Below are 13,911 nucleotides of genomic sequence, written 5' to 3'. Positions count from 1 at the left end.
CCCCCCCCCGAGCCAGCACCCCACATCCAACAAGCCCTCGGCGGTAATTCCCAGGGTGCCCGGGTGCCTTGCTCATCGCTGTGCCTGCCTTGCCAATCCTGTTGCGATGCTTGGGCTTTAGCGGTCGTGGACGGTCCGGATCAACCGTACTTGGCCCACCACGTGTGCAGTTCGTCGATGGTGGCCGGATCGCCGAAGACGTCGCTGAGCATCAGCTTTTCTTCGTTGGTCCAGATCACGTTCGGGTGGTTCTTATAGGTGCCGCACGCGATCATGCCGGCGGTCACGTTCGGTGTCCGGTCGTAATGCCAGCCGTCCGGCGACGGTCCTTCCCCGGGGCAGTTCATCAGCTCCACCGCGGCGATGTCGTCGTTGAAGGCCTTCTTCAGTGCGTCAAGCGTCGAGAAAAGCCCGTAGATCGCGCGACTGGGACCGCCCTGGTTGGTGTTCTGCCCGCAGTTGTACATGGCCGTCGCACCGGTCCATACACTGTCCGGCTTTGGAGTGGTCGGGGTGCAGGTGCCGCTGGCGTAACCGGATGGCAGGTAACTCATCAACCTGGACTGGGGGTCACCGGCGGGACTGGTGGTCGGTGCCGAACTTGGGGTCATCGGCTTGCTGGAAGTGGGGACGGATGTCGTGGTGTCGGCCTTCGGGGTGGTGTCGGGTCGGGTCGCCAGCCAGATCCCGATGGCTGCGATGACGAGAACGACCACCAGCGCGGCAGCGCCGGCCACGATCGGCCACGGGTTGCGCTTGCGCGGCGCCGGCGCCTGGTTCCACGGCGACGGCACGCCCGGTTGTTGCGGTGGCGTTCCCGGTGGCGTGCCACCCCAGCCGCCGCCTTGGTAGTACTGGGGGACTTGGGCGGGCTGGCCGGCGGACGGCATGGGGCCGCTCGCCGGCGCCCACGGTTGCCCGGTAGGGCTCGACGGTGGCAACGGAGCCGAACCGCCCGCGTCCGAGTACTGCGGCACCGGCGGCGGGGTGGCAGCAGCTTGCGTGGGCGGCTGGGCCACAAATGCGGTGCCCGGCAAGGTTGCTTCCTGGCTGCGGCGCAAAATGTCGGCCGCGTGGTCTTGATCGGGATCGCTGAGCGCGTCGTGGGCGGCCCGTGCGAGATCACCGGCGCTGGCGTAGCGGTCTTCGGGCTTCTTGGCCATACCGCGAGCGATCACCGCGTCCAGTCCCCTGGGTATCCCCGAACGCATGGCGCTCGCGTGCGGGACCGGATCCATCAAGTGAGCGGTGACCAACGTCGACGCGCTGTCGGCGCGGTACGGAGGCGACCCCGTCAAGCATTCGTACAACACACACGCCAGGGCATAGATGTCGGCCCGGTAGGTGACCTCATCGTTGGAAAACCGTTCGGGCGCCATGTATTTCCAGGTGCCCACCGCGGTGCCCAATTGGGTGAGCTTTTCGTCGGTGGTGGCGCTGGCGATGCCGAAGTCGACCAGGTATGCGAAGTCGTCCCGGGTCACCAGGACATTGGGAGGCTTGACGTCGCGGTGCATCACCCCGGCGGCGTGGGCCGCATCCAGGGCGGAGGCGACCTGGCTGATGATGGCCACCGCTCGCGGTGGGGTCAGCGGACCGAAACGTTTGAGCAGGGTGTCCAGGTCGGTGCCCTCGATGAGGCGCATCTCCAGGAACATCTGCCCGTCGATCTCGCCGTAGTCGTGGATCGGCACCACGTGGGGTTCCTGTAACCGGCCGGCGGTGCGCGCCTCGCGCTTCATCCGCTCGCGAAACACGGGGTCCTTGCTGAACTCGGCGGTCATCAGCTTGACCGCGCAGGGCCACTCTTTGACGGTGTTCTCGGCTTCGTAGACCTCGCCCATGCCGCCACGGCCCAGTAGCCGCTTGAGGTGGTACGGGCCGAACATCGACCCCACACGCGAATCTGGCGCCTCGCCCATCGCTGATCCTCCCTCGACCCAACCCGAATTTCGCCGACCCTATCAAGCGCGCCCGACATATCGCAGCGTGTGCGATCATCGGCCCGGCAACCCGTGTCGGTAACCATGACGGTAAGCCCTCGCCAATCTGACCGCATGAAAACGGGGCGTAAACCGTCCCCCGGCAACGGGCGCCGGTGATCCCGACGATCTCCTGCACAATCGGCAAGATGTTGCTGCGGCTGTGGCCGGATGCCGGCCAGGTATCCAGGCGGGCACAGGTGGCTCAGGTGGTTCCGGCCAGCGAGGCCGCGCAGTCAGCTTAGGCGGCCAGTTAGCTTAGCCCTGCGCGCCGCGGGACGAAAAACTTTGGCGCAGCAGGTCACTGAGCCCGCACGCGTCCTTTCGAGGCGGCGCGTCGCGGCCAATGCGGTTGCGACACAACCGTCGTGCCGGCGGGCTAGCGGTCGCGCCGGGCGTTGATCTGAAAGCTGAACTCGTGGTCGCAGATACGGATGCGGTCGCCCTCGTTGAGCGTGGCGGTGCCGCGGATGCGCTGGTGCTGTACGTGCACACCGTTGGATGACCGCAGATCGTTGATGATGTAGTTGGTTCCGGTGTCGACGATGACCGCATGGTGACGGCTGACATTTGCACTGTCGAGCACGATGTCGTTGTCACTGAGACGGCCGATCCGGGTCGCCGCGGTGCGCAGCGGATAGTCGCGCCCGGTGGCGATATCGTGCAGGCAGGCGATGGCCTGCTGTCCGGTTACCATGGTCCGCTTATCGAGCACGGTGACGGTGCCGACCGCGGTGGATTTGGCGTTCATCTTAGCGTCCAGCGGTTCCTGGCGCAGGATTCGTTCGTTGAGGGCGCGCAGGGTCGGGCCAGGATCGATGCCGAGATCCTCGGCCAGGGTCGTCTTTACCCGTCGATACGCGCCCAACGCGTCGGATTGTCGATCGGTGAGGTAATAAGCGGTGATCAGCTGTGCCCACAAGGGTTCGCGGTACGGGTGCTCGACGGTGAGAGCCTCGAGTTCGGTGATCACCTCAGCGGCCCGCCCGCAAGCGATTTCGGCTTCCGCCTTGGCGGTGTGGGCGAGGATCTTGTCCTCGACGAGTGCGGTGGCGAATGCGTCGACGAACTGGAAGTCCCGCAGGTCGTCGAGCACGAGTCCACGCCATTCCCGCAGTGCCGCAGATAAATGCCGGCTGGCTTGTTCGAACTTGCCGGCGGCCGCCGCGTGCACCCCGGCGGCCTTCTCCGCGATGAACCGCCCGAGGTCGCAGCTGTTCTCCGGGATGCTGAGCCGATAGCCCGGCGGCGCCGCGGCCAATACCGCTCGGGGGTCGACGCCGGCTCCGCTGAGCAGCTTGCGCAGGTTGGACACATAGGAATGAATGCTGGCCCTGGCTCCGGAGGGCGGCCACTCCTCCCAGAGGGCGGTGATCAGCGTGTCGACCCCGACCGGCCGGTTGCGGTTTATCACCAGCATGGCCAGTACCGCCCGCTGCTTGGGGGTGCCGGTCGGCACCAGCGTGCCGCCGATGCTCATCTCCAGCGGTCCCAGCAGCCCGAATTCCAGACGTTTGCCCGTCATCGCGTTACCAGCCATCCCGGGGTCCATCGTGATTTCATCTGTCCCTCATTGCCCCTCATTGCCCCTCATTGCCCAGTGTCAATCAAGCGTCAACGGTCCTCATCAACCGTCATTGTGGTACCAAGTTCGCCGATCCGGTATAAACCTAGGGCTCCGGCACGTCGATAGTGTCGCGCCGCCCCACCGGAATACGGCCGTCCATCGGTGTGTATGGAGCGAATCTCGTTGGGGGCCTGGGTGGCCCGCGACCGGCGGGCAGCCGGCCGGGTTATTGCCCGCGGTGGCTGCCCGCCGTCGCTGTGGTCGTGGTCAGGTGCCGGTGGTGACGACCATGAAGTCGTGGCTGGTGGCCCACGCCTTGATGAACGTCTCCAGGGGGACCTGCTCGTCGCGGCCCTGCTTGGTGCCGCTGTCGTTGAGGTGCACGATGCCGTTGGCGGTGTCGACTCCGGTGACCACCACGGCGTGGTCCGAACGAGGATTGCCGTCGCTGTCTTTGCTGTCGATCGGTTGGTTCCAAATCATTTCGGCGTTGAGGCTCACGATGACCTTGTGTCCGCTGCCCAGGAACTGCTCGAGCGCTTCCATGCCCGTGGGAATACCGGTTTGCGGTGCGTCGTCGGTGTCGGTGACCTTGGCGTCGACGCCGTAGTGCGCCAGCAGCGCCGGCACGTCCCACATGCTGGTGCCCATGCCCGAATTCGGGTTCGAGGGGTCGGCGGGCTTGATGTAGATCGAGCCGGGGTGAACGGTGCTGGGTGTCGACTGGGCCACCTTGACGATCGCCCTCTCGGACGGCTCCTTGCCGGTGATCTGGCCGACCACGTCGGCGCTCGACATGATCACGCAGTCGTCGTATTGCTGGTAGCGCCACCACTTTGCGGCCGCTACCGGGTCGCCGTACATCGTGCCCGAAGCCGCATCGGCCGGGCAGGAAAGTCCCAATGCCAGCGCCCCGGCGAAGGTGGCAGCGACTGCGGTCTTGGCGATGGTGGAGATCTTCATTGGTCATTCCTTTTCTGGTTCGCTCGGTCTGTCATTCCGGCCACTTGGATGGCTGCGAAGGGTGCGTTGAGAAAAGGTTGCGATAACGGCCTTTTCGTTATCTCTATGAATCCTTGAAGTGACTTAGCGGACCATTCGGGGCTCCAGACGCCGATGGCGGGCAGCCGATCCCGAAGCTTGGGTGGCTGCCCGCCCTGTGTGCGGCCAGGAACTACTTGTGCGTTTCTTGGGTGACGGTCATGAAGTCGTGGCTGGTGGCCCACGCCTTGACGAAGGTGTCCAGGGGGATCTGTTCGTCGCGGCCGTCCGGGTTGCCGCTGTCGTTGAGGTGCACGACGCCGTTGGCGGTGTCGACGCCGGTGACCACCACTGCGTGGTCGGCCCGCGGCTGGCCGTCGCTGCCCTTGTTCTCGATCGGCTGGTTCCAGATCATCTCGGCGTTCACCCCGACGATCACCGCGTGGCCGCTACCCAGGTACTGCTCGAGCGCCTCCATGCCGGTGGCGACACCGGTCTGTGCGGCGGTGTCCGAGTCGGTGTTGACGCCGTGGACACCGTAGTGGGCCAGCAGGGTGGGCAGGTCTTCCGGGTTGGTGCCCATGCCCGAGTTCGGGTCGTTCTTGTCGGTGGGCTTGATGTAGATCGAGCCTGGGTGGCTGGCGCTGGGGGTCGACTGGGCGACTTTGATGATGGCCCGCTCCGAGGGCAGCTTGCCGGTGATCTGGCCGACCACATCGGCGCTGGACATGATGGCGCAGTCGTCGTAGTTCTGGTGACGCCAGTACTTGGCTGCCGCGGTCGGGTCGCCGAACATGGTGCCGCCGGAGGACGCATCGGCCTGGCCGGCCAAGCCCAGCGCTAAGCCGGCGGCCAGTGCGGCGGCGGCGGTTGCCTTGGCGACGGTGGAGATGCTGATGGTCTTCATGGCCTGGCCCTTTCTCAATTCCGCTCCGGCGGAGTGGCTGTTGAGAAAAGGCTCTGACGGTGACCTATTCGTTATCTCGACGAATTCTTGGAGTGATCCGGCCGGCCGCGGCGCTACCCGGGACCGTCAGTTGCAGGCCCAGGTGTCGATGTAGCCGCCGTCGAGTTTGCCCAGCGCGTCCTTCATGGCGGCGCTGAGGTTCGGGCCCGTGCCGCCCTTGTAGTCACGGTCTTTCGCGGCGACGGCACCACACGCAGTGAAGGAGGTGAGCACCTTGCAATCGGAGTAACCGCAGGACTTGACCGCAGTGGCCTCGGCAGCCGCCTTGGTCGGGTAGGCCCACGACCGGCCCCACGACCCGTTGCCGGAATAGGCGATAGCACCGTAGGAATCGGTGGCGTGTGCCGCGGGCGCCAACGCCGAGGTGGTCGCGGCCGTCGCGATCGTCGCGATGATCACCGCCAGCCGGGCGACGGGCACGGCGGACCGGCGTTGACGGGGAACCATCATCGTCATGGGTGAATCCTTTCCGGGCGTCGGCGATCCGGCTGTATGAACATGCCGTCACGACGTCCGCCAATGGCTAGACCGGTTTGGTGGCGGTGACCTGTTTGCCCCAGTCGGACATCGTCAGCGTCACCGAAGTGTTCGGGGCCGGGACGATCTGGAGCTGTACGAGGTGAGAGGACCCATCGGACGCGGTCCAGACGGTGGTGGGCACCGTGGAAGCGTCTTCGGTGCTCAACCGTGAGCCGGCCAGCGTCGCGATGTCGTCGGCGGCGGAGTTCCCGGCGATCTTCGTGGTGGCGACGCCATTGACCTGCTGGGAGCCAGCCACCGACGCGTCCCGGAGGTTGGCCAGCACATTGGCCAGACCCTTGTCCGGGTCCAGCAGGACCGACACGTTGTAAATCGACGCGCCGTTGCCGAAGTCGGTATACGTACCCGGTTGGCCGAGGTCGGCGTAGAGGTGGCCGTCGACATAGACGAATTTCACGTCTTGGGGGTCCTTGCCGACGAGCATCGTCGCGCTGCCGGTGGCGACGGTCTGTGGTGTGTTGGAGACATCGCCGTCGAGCTTGGTGACCCGCAGGTTCGGCACGTCACCGTGCACGACGAGCCGCAGGTGCATGCTGGTGACCTTGCGCATGACGTCGGTGGCCTGCTTGAGCAGCCGCGCCGCCTCCCCGCTGGTGGTCGCGGCGGTCGTGGATGACGACTTGGCACTGGTGCCCGGATGTCCGCAGCCACCGATCGTCAGTGCGACGAAGAGCCCCGTCGTCGCGGCGACAAGGCTTCTGGTCGCGGCGGCGCCAAGGCTTCGACGCGCAAGCTTCATTGGCATCTCCTGACGTCTCCTGACATCTCCGGATTTCATCCTCGCTTTGAGGATTCAGGCCCAGTTACTCAAGCCGAACTTCGAGCTTAGTGAGCGCCGGGATGTGCCTGGCCGGTTTGGGTCCGAGTGCCGTGGGAGTTGGGCCGCCCTCACGTCGGCCGAATGCCGCGATGCGGGGATCCCGGTGCTCGGGAACCCCGCATCGCGGTGTGGATTCGATCAGGTGAGCTGACTGGCGTACTGCGGGCAGTAGTCCTTGGTTGCGTAGACGACGTAGTATGCGGCCTGCTTGGAGGTCAGGTTGGTCTGGCTGAGGATCTCCTTCGCAATTTGGGCTCCGGTTTCACCGGCCGCCAATTCGGTGCAGACCTGGTGGCCCCCTTCGACGGCCGCCTGAGGTGAGCTGAATGTGACGCCCACCGACTCCATCTGCGAGATGAAGGCGGTGTCTGCTGCGGTGGTGGCGGAGGCGATGCCGGCGGTGGCGACGGCGAGCCCGGCGGCGGCGGCGCCGACAGCGGTGGCCAGAACTGCGGTGAGGCGTACTGAGAACATTGGTGAGGTCCTTTGCTGGGTGCTGTGGTTTCCTGCGTGGTGAACCCAGCTTCGGATCGAGCGCTTGGCGAATTCTCAATAACTTCTTGATAACTTCCCGGCACCGGTTCGGCGGCGGTCGGGCTAGGCCCGGGTCATCGCGTAGTAGGCACCACGACGGGCCAGGAGCTCGGCGTGGTTGCCTTGTTCGACGATCCGTCCGTCTGCTACCACGACAATCCGGTCGGCATCGCGAATCGTCGAAAGGCGGTGGGCGATAATGAAACTCGTTCGATCGCGGCGCAGTCGGCGCATTGCGTGCGCGATGAGCAGCTCGGTGCGGGTGTCCACCGAGCTGGTGGCTTCGTCCAGGATCAGCAGCTCGGGACGGGCGAGGAAGGCCCGCGCGATGGTGATCAGCTGCTTTTCGCCGGCGCTGATATTGCTCCCGTCGCCGCTGATCCGGGTCTGATAGCCGGCCGGCAGGCTACGCACGAACCGGTCGACATAAGCCGCTGTCGCGGCTTCGGCTATCTCGTCCGGCTCGGCTGTCGGTCGCCCGTAGGCGATGTTTTCGGCAATCGTCCCGTCGAATAACCAGGTGTCCTGGAGCACCATGCCGATCCGTGACCGCAGTGCTTGCCGGCGCATCGAGGCGATGTCGACGCCGTCGATCAGGATCCGGCCGGAATCGACCTCGTAGAACCGCATCAGCAGGTTCACCAGGGTGGTCTTGCCCGCGCCGGTCGGTCCGACGATCGCCACCGTGCTACCGGGCTCGGCCACCAGCGACACGTCCCGGATCACCGGATGACCGGGGTAGTAGCCGAAGTTCACGTGCTGAAACTCCACGCGACCGGGCCGACTCGCTCCCTGGGTGGGCTCCGGCCCCCGGCCAGCCGGGTCGGGCTTCCGGCTCGTCGGGTCGGGCTCGGGTGCCTCTTCGGTCTCGTCGAGCAGGTCGAACACTCGCTCGGCGCTGGCCACACCCGATTGCAGGGTGTTGTACATCCCGGCCACCTGGCTCACCGGGGTGTTGAACTGACGGACATATTGAATGAAGGCCTGGATGCTGCCCAGCGTGATGTGTCCGGTGGCCACCTGCAGGCCACCCACCACGGCGACGCCGACGTAACCGAGGTTGCCGATGAACGTCGTCGCCGGTCCGACCAGACCCGACAGGAATTGTGCACCGAAGCTGGCCCGGTAGACGTCGCCGTTGAGCCTGCGGAATTCTTCACGCGCGGCGGCCTGGTGGCCGAAGGTCTTGACCACCGTGAAGCCGCTGTAGGTCTCTTCGATGTGGGCGTTGAGACGCCCGGTGCTGGTCCAATGCGCAACGAACAGTCGTTGCGAACGTCGGGTGATCGCCCGCGTCACCAACAGCGACAGCGGCACGGTCAGCACCGTGATCAGCGCCAGCAGCGGCGAGATCCACGCCATCATGAACAGCACCGCCAGCACCGTCAGAATCGAGGTCACCAGCTGGCTGATCGTCATCGACAGCGACGACTGGACGTTGTCGATGTCGTTGGTGACCCGGCTCAACAGCTCGCCGCGTTGACTTGCGTCGAAGTAGGACAACGGCAGCCGGTGCACCTTGTCCTCGACATCGGACCGCAACGCTGCAATGGTCCGCTGCACCGTCACGTTCAGCAATCGGGCCTGCGCCCATATCAACAGCGACGCAACCACATACAGCACCAGCGCCAGAGCCAGTGTCCGCCCGACCGCGCCGAGGTCAACACCCTGGCCCGGCACCACATTCATCCCCGACAGCAGGTCGGCGAACGCGTTGTCGCCGCGGGCCCGGGCTGCCGCGACGGCCTGGGCCTTGGTGATTCCGGCCGGCAGCCGCCGCCCGATCACGCCGTTGAACAACAGATCCGTGGCATGGCCCAGGATTCGCGGAACGGCCACGCCGATCGCGGTGCCGGTGATGCCCAGCGCGATCACCGCGAGGCTGAGCCGGCGTTGCGGCGCGAGCCGTTTCACCAGGCGCGCTGCCGAACCCCGGAAGTCCTGCGACCGCATGGTGGGGGCCGGCGCCGCGCCGCGCGGCCGCTGGTTCATTGCCATGGTCACGAGACGCCCCCGGCGGCGACGGTCACCGACTGCGAGATCGCGAATTCGGCATAGGTGGGGCAATCGGCCAGCAGGGCCTCGTGAGAGCCCGCGCCGACGATCTTGCCGTTGTCGATGACGATCACCTGGTCGGCCTGGCATGCAGTCGAAACACGTTGTGTAACAACGATAATCGTTGAACCTGCGGCCACTTCGCGCAGCCGCGCGCGAACGCGCGCCTCGGTGTGCACGTCCAGCGCCGAGAACGCGTCGTCGAAGAGATAGATGGCGGGCCGGCGGATGACGGCCCGCGCGATCGCCAGCCGTTGGCGCTGCCCGCCGGAGAAGTTGACCCCGCCCTGGCCGACGCGCATGTGCAGGCCGTGCGCCGCCACGAAATCGTCTGCGGCGGCAACGCGCAGCGCCTCCCACATCTCCGCATCGGTGACCAACTGATCCGGAGCGGCGCCGTAGCGAAGGTTGTCCGCGACGGTACCCGAAAACAGGTAGCCGCGCTGGGGCGCCAAACCGACTGCTGCCCAAAGCCGTTCGGTGTGGTAGTCACGGACGTCGATGCCGTCGATCAGGACGGCGCCGTCCGTCACATCACGGAGCCGGCAGATCAGCGAGACCAGGGTCGACTTGCCCGACCCGGTACTGCCGACGATCGCCGTGGTAGCGCCCGGCCGCGCAGTCAGTGAGATATCTTGCAGCACAGGGCAATCAGCGCCCGGATAGGTGAACGTCACTCCGTCGAGGTGGACCATGCCGGTGATCCCGTTCGTCGGGTACGCGGGATTTGCCGGGCTGCCGATGGCGGTGCGGGTGGACAGCACCTCGGTGATGCGTTCGGCGCACACGGATGCTCGCGGCAGCACGACCAGCGTCATCGTCGCCATCAGCACCGCCATCAGAATCTGGGCGAAATACGACAGAAAGGCGCTCAGCGAGCCCACCTGCATCTGGCCGTTGTCGATGCGCTGGCCCCCGAACCAGATCACCGCGACGCTGGACACATTGATGGTCAGGGTGGTCACCGGCAGCATCAGGGCTTGCCAGTTGCCCGCTGCCAGCGCAGTTCCGGACAGCGCGGTGTTCGCCCGGGCGAATCGGTCCCGCTCGAAGCCCTCCCGGGTGAAGGCGCGGACCACCCGGACCCCGGACAGTTGATCGCGCAGCACCCGGTTGATGCCGTCGATCAGGCTTTGCATGCTGCGAAACAACGGCAGCAGATGCGTCATGATCCAGTAGTTCGCGACCGCCAGGACCGGGACGCTGACCAGCAGCAACCAGGTCAGCGCGACCTCTTGGTGGATGGCCATGAGGACGCCGCCGACGCACATGATGGGGGCGGCGACCAGCACGGTGGCCGTCGTCTGCACCAGGAACACGATCTGCCGCACGTCATTGGTGCTTCGGGTCAGCAGCGTCGAGGCGCCGAACCGGGCGGTCTCGCGTTCGGAGAAGGTGATGACGTGCTCGAACAGGGCAGACCGCAGGTCGCGGCCGAAGCCGGTCCCGGTCCGTGAGCCGACGTAGAGCGCACCGACCGCACACAGTAGCTGTAAACCGGTGACGCCCAGCATCACCACACCCAGCCGGACGATGGTGGCGGTGTTGCCCTTGGCGACTCCGTCGTCGATGATCGCGGCGTTGACCGTGGGAAGATATAGCGACGCCAGGGTGCTGATCAGCTGCAACACCATCAGCACCGCGATCAGCCGGCGGTAGGGCCGCAGGTACTGGCGCAACAGTGCCAGGAGCATGGGGTAACTGTCGCACACCGCGTCTGCTCGGCACCGGCGCTGGGTTCGCTCGTCAGACTGAAACGCCTGATCAGCGAGCGTGTCGGTGGTTGACCTGTGGGGCTGCGGCTACAGTGCATGCTGTGACCGGCAGGAGAAGAGGTACGTGGTGCGGCGCAATGTGACGACGCTGGTGATGGCGGCGTCGGCCCTGGTGGCTTTGGCACCCGCGATCGCGGGGTGTTCCGGTTCCGGCGCCAACCAACCGGGTGCGACGATTTCGTCGACGCCCGGCAACTCCGAGGGCAAGCACGGACCGTTTTTCCCGCAGTGCGGTGGCGTCAGCGATCAGACGGTGACCGAGCTGACCCGGGTCGGCGGGCTGATCAACACAGCCAAGAACTCGGTGGGCTGCCAATGGCTGGCGGGCGGCGGCATCATGGGACCGCACTTTTCCTTCTCCTGGTATCGCGGTAGTCCGATCGGGCGCGAGCGCAAGACCGAGGAACTGTCCCGCGCGAGTGTTGAGGACATCAACATCAACGGCCACAGCGGCTTCATTGCGATCGGGAACGAGCCCAGCCTGGGTGATTCGTTGTGCGAAGTCGGGATCCAGTTCCAGGACGATTTCATCGAGTGGTCGGTGAGCTTCAGTCAGAAGCCGTTCCCCCCGCCGTGCGACATCGCCAAGGAATTGACCCGCCAATCGATTGCGAACTCGAAATGAAACGTGTCCTGGTCGGTGCCGCGGCATTGATCACCGTGCTGATTTTCCTGGTGGGCTGCACGAGGTCGGTTTCGGGCACCGCCATCAAGGCGGGTGCGGGCGGCGTGCCGCGCAATGACAATTCCGAGAGGCAGTATCCCAACCTGCTCAAGGAATGTGAGGTCTTGACCACCGACATTCTTGCCAAGACCGTCGGCGCCGATCCTCTCGACATCCAAAGCACTTTCGTTGGTGCGATCTGCCGGTGGCAGGCCGCCAACCCGGCCGGTTTGATCGACATCACCCGGTTCTGGTTCGAGCAGGGCAGTCTGAGCAATGAGCGCAAGGTTGCCGAGGGTCTGAAATATCAGATCGAGAATCGCTCGATCCAGGGCATCGATTCGATTGTGATGCGGACCGGAGATCCCAACGGCGGATGCGGCGTGGCCAGCGACGCGGCCGGAGTGGTCGGGTGGTGGGTCAACCCGCAGGCGCCCGGTATCGATGCCTGCGGGCAGGCCATCAAGCTGATGGAGTTGACGCTGGCCACCAACGCCTGAGCGGGCGGTTGCAGCCAAAACGCTTGAGACACAACATGTTCAGTGGTCTCGTGCAACTGCTGAGATCTGATGGATGCTGTTTGTTGCGTAGGGTCTGCTGTGCGACAGCTCGAAGTGTGAAATGCCGGGTCGGCGCGGCATCCGCTCGGTTTCTCGTTAGTCGGCGACGACCGGGCGGGAGAAAGCGATGTCGTTCTTAATTGCTGCGCCAACGGAATTGGCGCTTGCGGCCGCCGATTTGTCGCACGTTGCCTCAGCGATCGGCGCGGCCAATGCGGCGGCTTTCGCCCCGACCACGACGGTGGTGGCTGTGGCTGCCGACGAAGTGCCGGTGCAGATTGCGGCGTTGTTTGCTGACCGCGGTCAGAGTTATCAGACGCTGAGCGCTCAGACCGCAGCGTTTCACGATCAGTTCGTCAAGGCATTGAACGCGAGCGGGTGCTTATCTGACCGCTGAGGCCGCGAGCGCTTCGCCGTTGCAGATGCTGCAGCAGGATGTGTTGGGCTTGGTGAATGCGCCGCCCCAGGCACTGCTGGGCCGCCCATTGATCGGCAACGGCACCAACGGGGCACCCGGCACGGGCCAATCCGGTCGGCCCGGCGGATTGCTGTGGGGCAATGGTGGTGACGGCGGCGCCGGCGGCGCCGGGACCGGCGGCACCACCGGTTTGGGAGGCGCTGGCGGGCCGGTGGTGCGGGGGCCAACGGCAACCTCGGCGGAAACGGTGGAACCGGCGGAGTCGGTGGCAACGGCGGCGCCGGCGGGACTGGCAAGTCCGGCAACCACGGCTGACGCGGCAGCATCACTTCCACGGCGGACGCTGCTGTCGGTGGACTGAGCCCGGTCTAGGCTTCCCGCGGCACATGGAAGGCGACGAGCGCTGCGCCGCCGGGTTCGAGGTCTTGCCAGCGGCCGGTAGTTCGAAGTACCGCGATCGCTGAGGTTGGGAATTTCTCTGAAATACGTTGTGCAGCAGTGCTATTGGTGCCATGGATGCCATCGGCGGCGGCCAGGATGAGGGCCAGTGATGAGGTGGTGGGCTCGTGCCCGACCACGAGGAGAGTCTTGACGCTATCGGCTACCCGGTTGATCTCCTCGATCACGGCGCCAGGTGTGGCGCCGTAGAGCCGCTCGGCATAACGCACCGGTGCATCGACGCCGGTGCGCGCCAACGTCTCTCGGGTGCGGGCGGCCGTCGAGCACAGCACGCCGTCGACCGTCGGCAGGTTGGCACGCAACCAGTTTCCGGCCAGCCCGGCTTCGCGGATACCCCGTGTCGCCAGCGGCCGGTCGTGGTCGACGACGCCGTCCGGATATGCCGACTTCGCGTGGCGCATTAGCACAAGGGTGCGGCGCTGCTCATTCATTGGGCTCACGTTAATCAGTCGGGACAGCGGGTGGTTATGCCGCGTCCTCGTCGTCGTCTTCGTCGCGCAGGAGTTTCTCCGGGTGGTGGAAGGTGTTGGTGGTGGGCTGGCCGTGGTCTAGATGCGGCGGCGGTATCCATTCGGTGTCGCGGCGGGCG

Annotated in this window: 13 protein-coding genes and 1 pseudogene; 3 read left to right on the top strand and 11 right to left on the bottom strand. The window is 65.7% G+C overall.

Translation table 11 applies throughout. The annotated features are described in order from the left end of the window. Positions 1 to 140: 140 nt before the first annotated feature. From EET13_RS20565 to EET13_RS20525, 9 genes are all read right to left on the bottom strand, one after another. Positions 141 to 1,922 (bottom strand): serine/threonine-protein kinase, encoded by a 1,782-nt coding sequence (locus tag EET13_RS20565; protein ID WP_122444006.1) that lies wholly within the window; start codon positions 1,920 to 1,922, stop codon positions 141 to 143. 439 nt (positions 1,923 to 2,361) lie between these two features. Continuing rightward, entirely contained in the window at positions 2,362 to 3,522 is a 1,161-nt protein-coding gene (gene embR / locus EET13_RS20560; protein ID WP_122444005.1) for an ATPase/transcriptional regulator EmbR, read from the bottom strand. Between the two features lie 294 nt (positions 3,523 to 3,816). Next, on the bottom strand, positions 3,817 to 4,512 hold the full coding sequence (locus tag EET13_RS20555) for a C39 family peptidase (RefSeq protein ID WP_122444004.1): 696 nt from the start codon (positions 4,510 to 4,512) through the stop codon (positions 3,817 to 3,819). Between the two features lie 211 nt (positions 4,513 to 4,723). Further along, on the bottom strand, positions 4,724 to 5,437 hold the full coding sequence (locus EET13_RS20550) for a C39 family peptidase (protein ID WP_122444003.1): 714 nt from the start codon (positions 5,435 to 5,437) through the stop codon (positions 4,724 to 4,726). A 126-nt stretch (positions 5,438 to 5,563) separates the two neighbouring features. After that, positions 5,564 to 5,953, bottom strand: coding sequence for a DUF4189 domain-containing protein (locus EET13_RS20545; RefSeq protein ID WP_122444002.1), 390 nt, complete (start codon positions 5,951 to 5,953; stop codon positions 5,564 to 5,566). 67 nt (positions 5,954 to 6,020) lie between these two features. Further along, entirely contained in the window at positions 6,021 to 6,776 is a 756-nt protein-coding gene (locus tag EET13_RS20540; protein WP_211189107.1) for an LppX_LprAFG lipoprotein, read from the bottom strand. Positions 6,777 to 6,995: 219 nt separating this feature from the next. Next, positions 6,996 to 7,331 (bottom strand): DUF732 domain-containing protein, encoded by a 336-nt coding sequence (locus EET13_RS20535; protein WP_122444000.1) that lies wholly within the window; start codon positions 7,329 to 7,331, stop codon positions 6,996 to 6,998. A 123-nt stretch (positions 7,332 to 7,454) separates the two neighbouring features. Continuing rightward, on the bottom strand, positions 7,455 to 9,389 hold the full coding sequence (locus EET13_RS20530; protein ID WP_122443999.1) for an ABC transporter ATP-binding protein: 1,935 nt from the start codon (positions 9,387 to 9,389) through the stop codon (positions 7,455 to 7,457). 2 nt (positions 9,390 to 9,391) lie between these two features. After that, positions 9,392 to 11,140: an ABC transporter ATP-binding protein gene (locus EET13_RS20525; RefSeq protein ID WP_122443998.1), complete on the bottom strand. Its 1,749-nt coding sequence runs from the start codon at positions 11,138 to 11,140 to the stop codon at positions 9,392 to 9,394. Positions 11,141 to 11,315: 175 nt separating this feature from the next. Between EET13_RS20525 and EET13_RS20520 the strand changes: the two genes are divergently transcribed. The 3 genes and pseudogenes from EET13_RS20520 to EET13_RS20510 form a co-directional block, all read left to right on the top strand. Then, the gene (locus tag EET13_RS20520) at positions 11,316 to 11,846 is read left to right on the top strand and encodes a DUF3558 domain-containing protein (RefSeq protein WP_425293707.1); all 531 of its coding nucleotides are present in this window, start codon (positions 11,316 to 11,318) and stop codon (positions 11,844 to 11,846) included. Further along, on the top strand, positions 11,843 to 12,385 hold the full coding sequence (locus EET13_RS20515; protein WP_122443997.1) for a DUF3558 domain-containing protein: 543 nt from the start codon (positions 11,843 to 11,845) through the stop codon (positions 12,383 to 12,385). Before EET13_RS20520 ends, EET13_RS20515 begins: the two co-directional genes overlap by 4 nt. A 187-nt stretch (positions 12,386 to 12,572) precedes the next feature. Continuing rightward, a pseudogene (locus EET13_RS20510) lies at positions 12,573 to 13,175 on the top strand (PE family protein); the annotation flags it as partial. Positions 13,176 to 13,231: 56 nt separating this feature from the next. Here the strand turns inward: EET13_RS20510 and EET13_RS20505 are convergent. Both EET13_RS20505 and EET13_RS32905 read right to left on the bottom strand, forming a co-directional pair. After that, complete coding sequence (locus EET13_RS20505; protein WP_211186486.1) at positions 13,232 to 13,753, bottom strand: SixA phosphatase family protein; 522 nt, start codon at positions 13,751 to 13,753, stop codon at positions 13,232 to 13,234. A gap of 34 nt (positions 13,754 to 13,787) precedes the next feature. Next, a partial coding sequence (locus tag EET13_RS32905) for a hypothetical protein (protein ID WP_425294015.1) occupies positions 13,788 to 13,911 on the bottom strand: 124 nt, incomplete at its 5' end.

Source organism: Mycobacterium attenuatum (assembly GCF_900566085.1).
In the GTDB taxonomy this organism is placed as follows: Bacteria; Actinomycetota; Actinomycetes; order Mycobacteriales; family Mycobacteriaceae; genus Mycobacterium; species Mycobacterium attenuatum.
The sequence above is the reverse complement of the archived record's forward strand: the minus strand, read 5'-3'. Positions and strand labels throughout refer to the sequence as shown.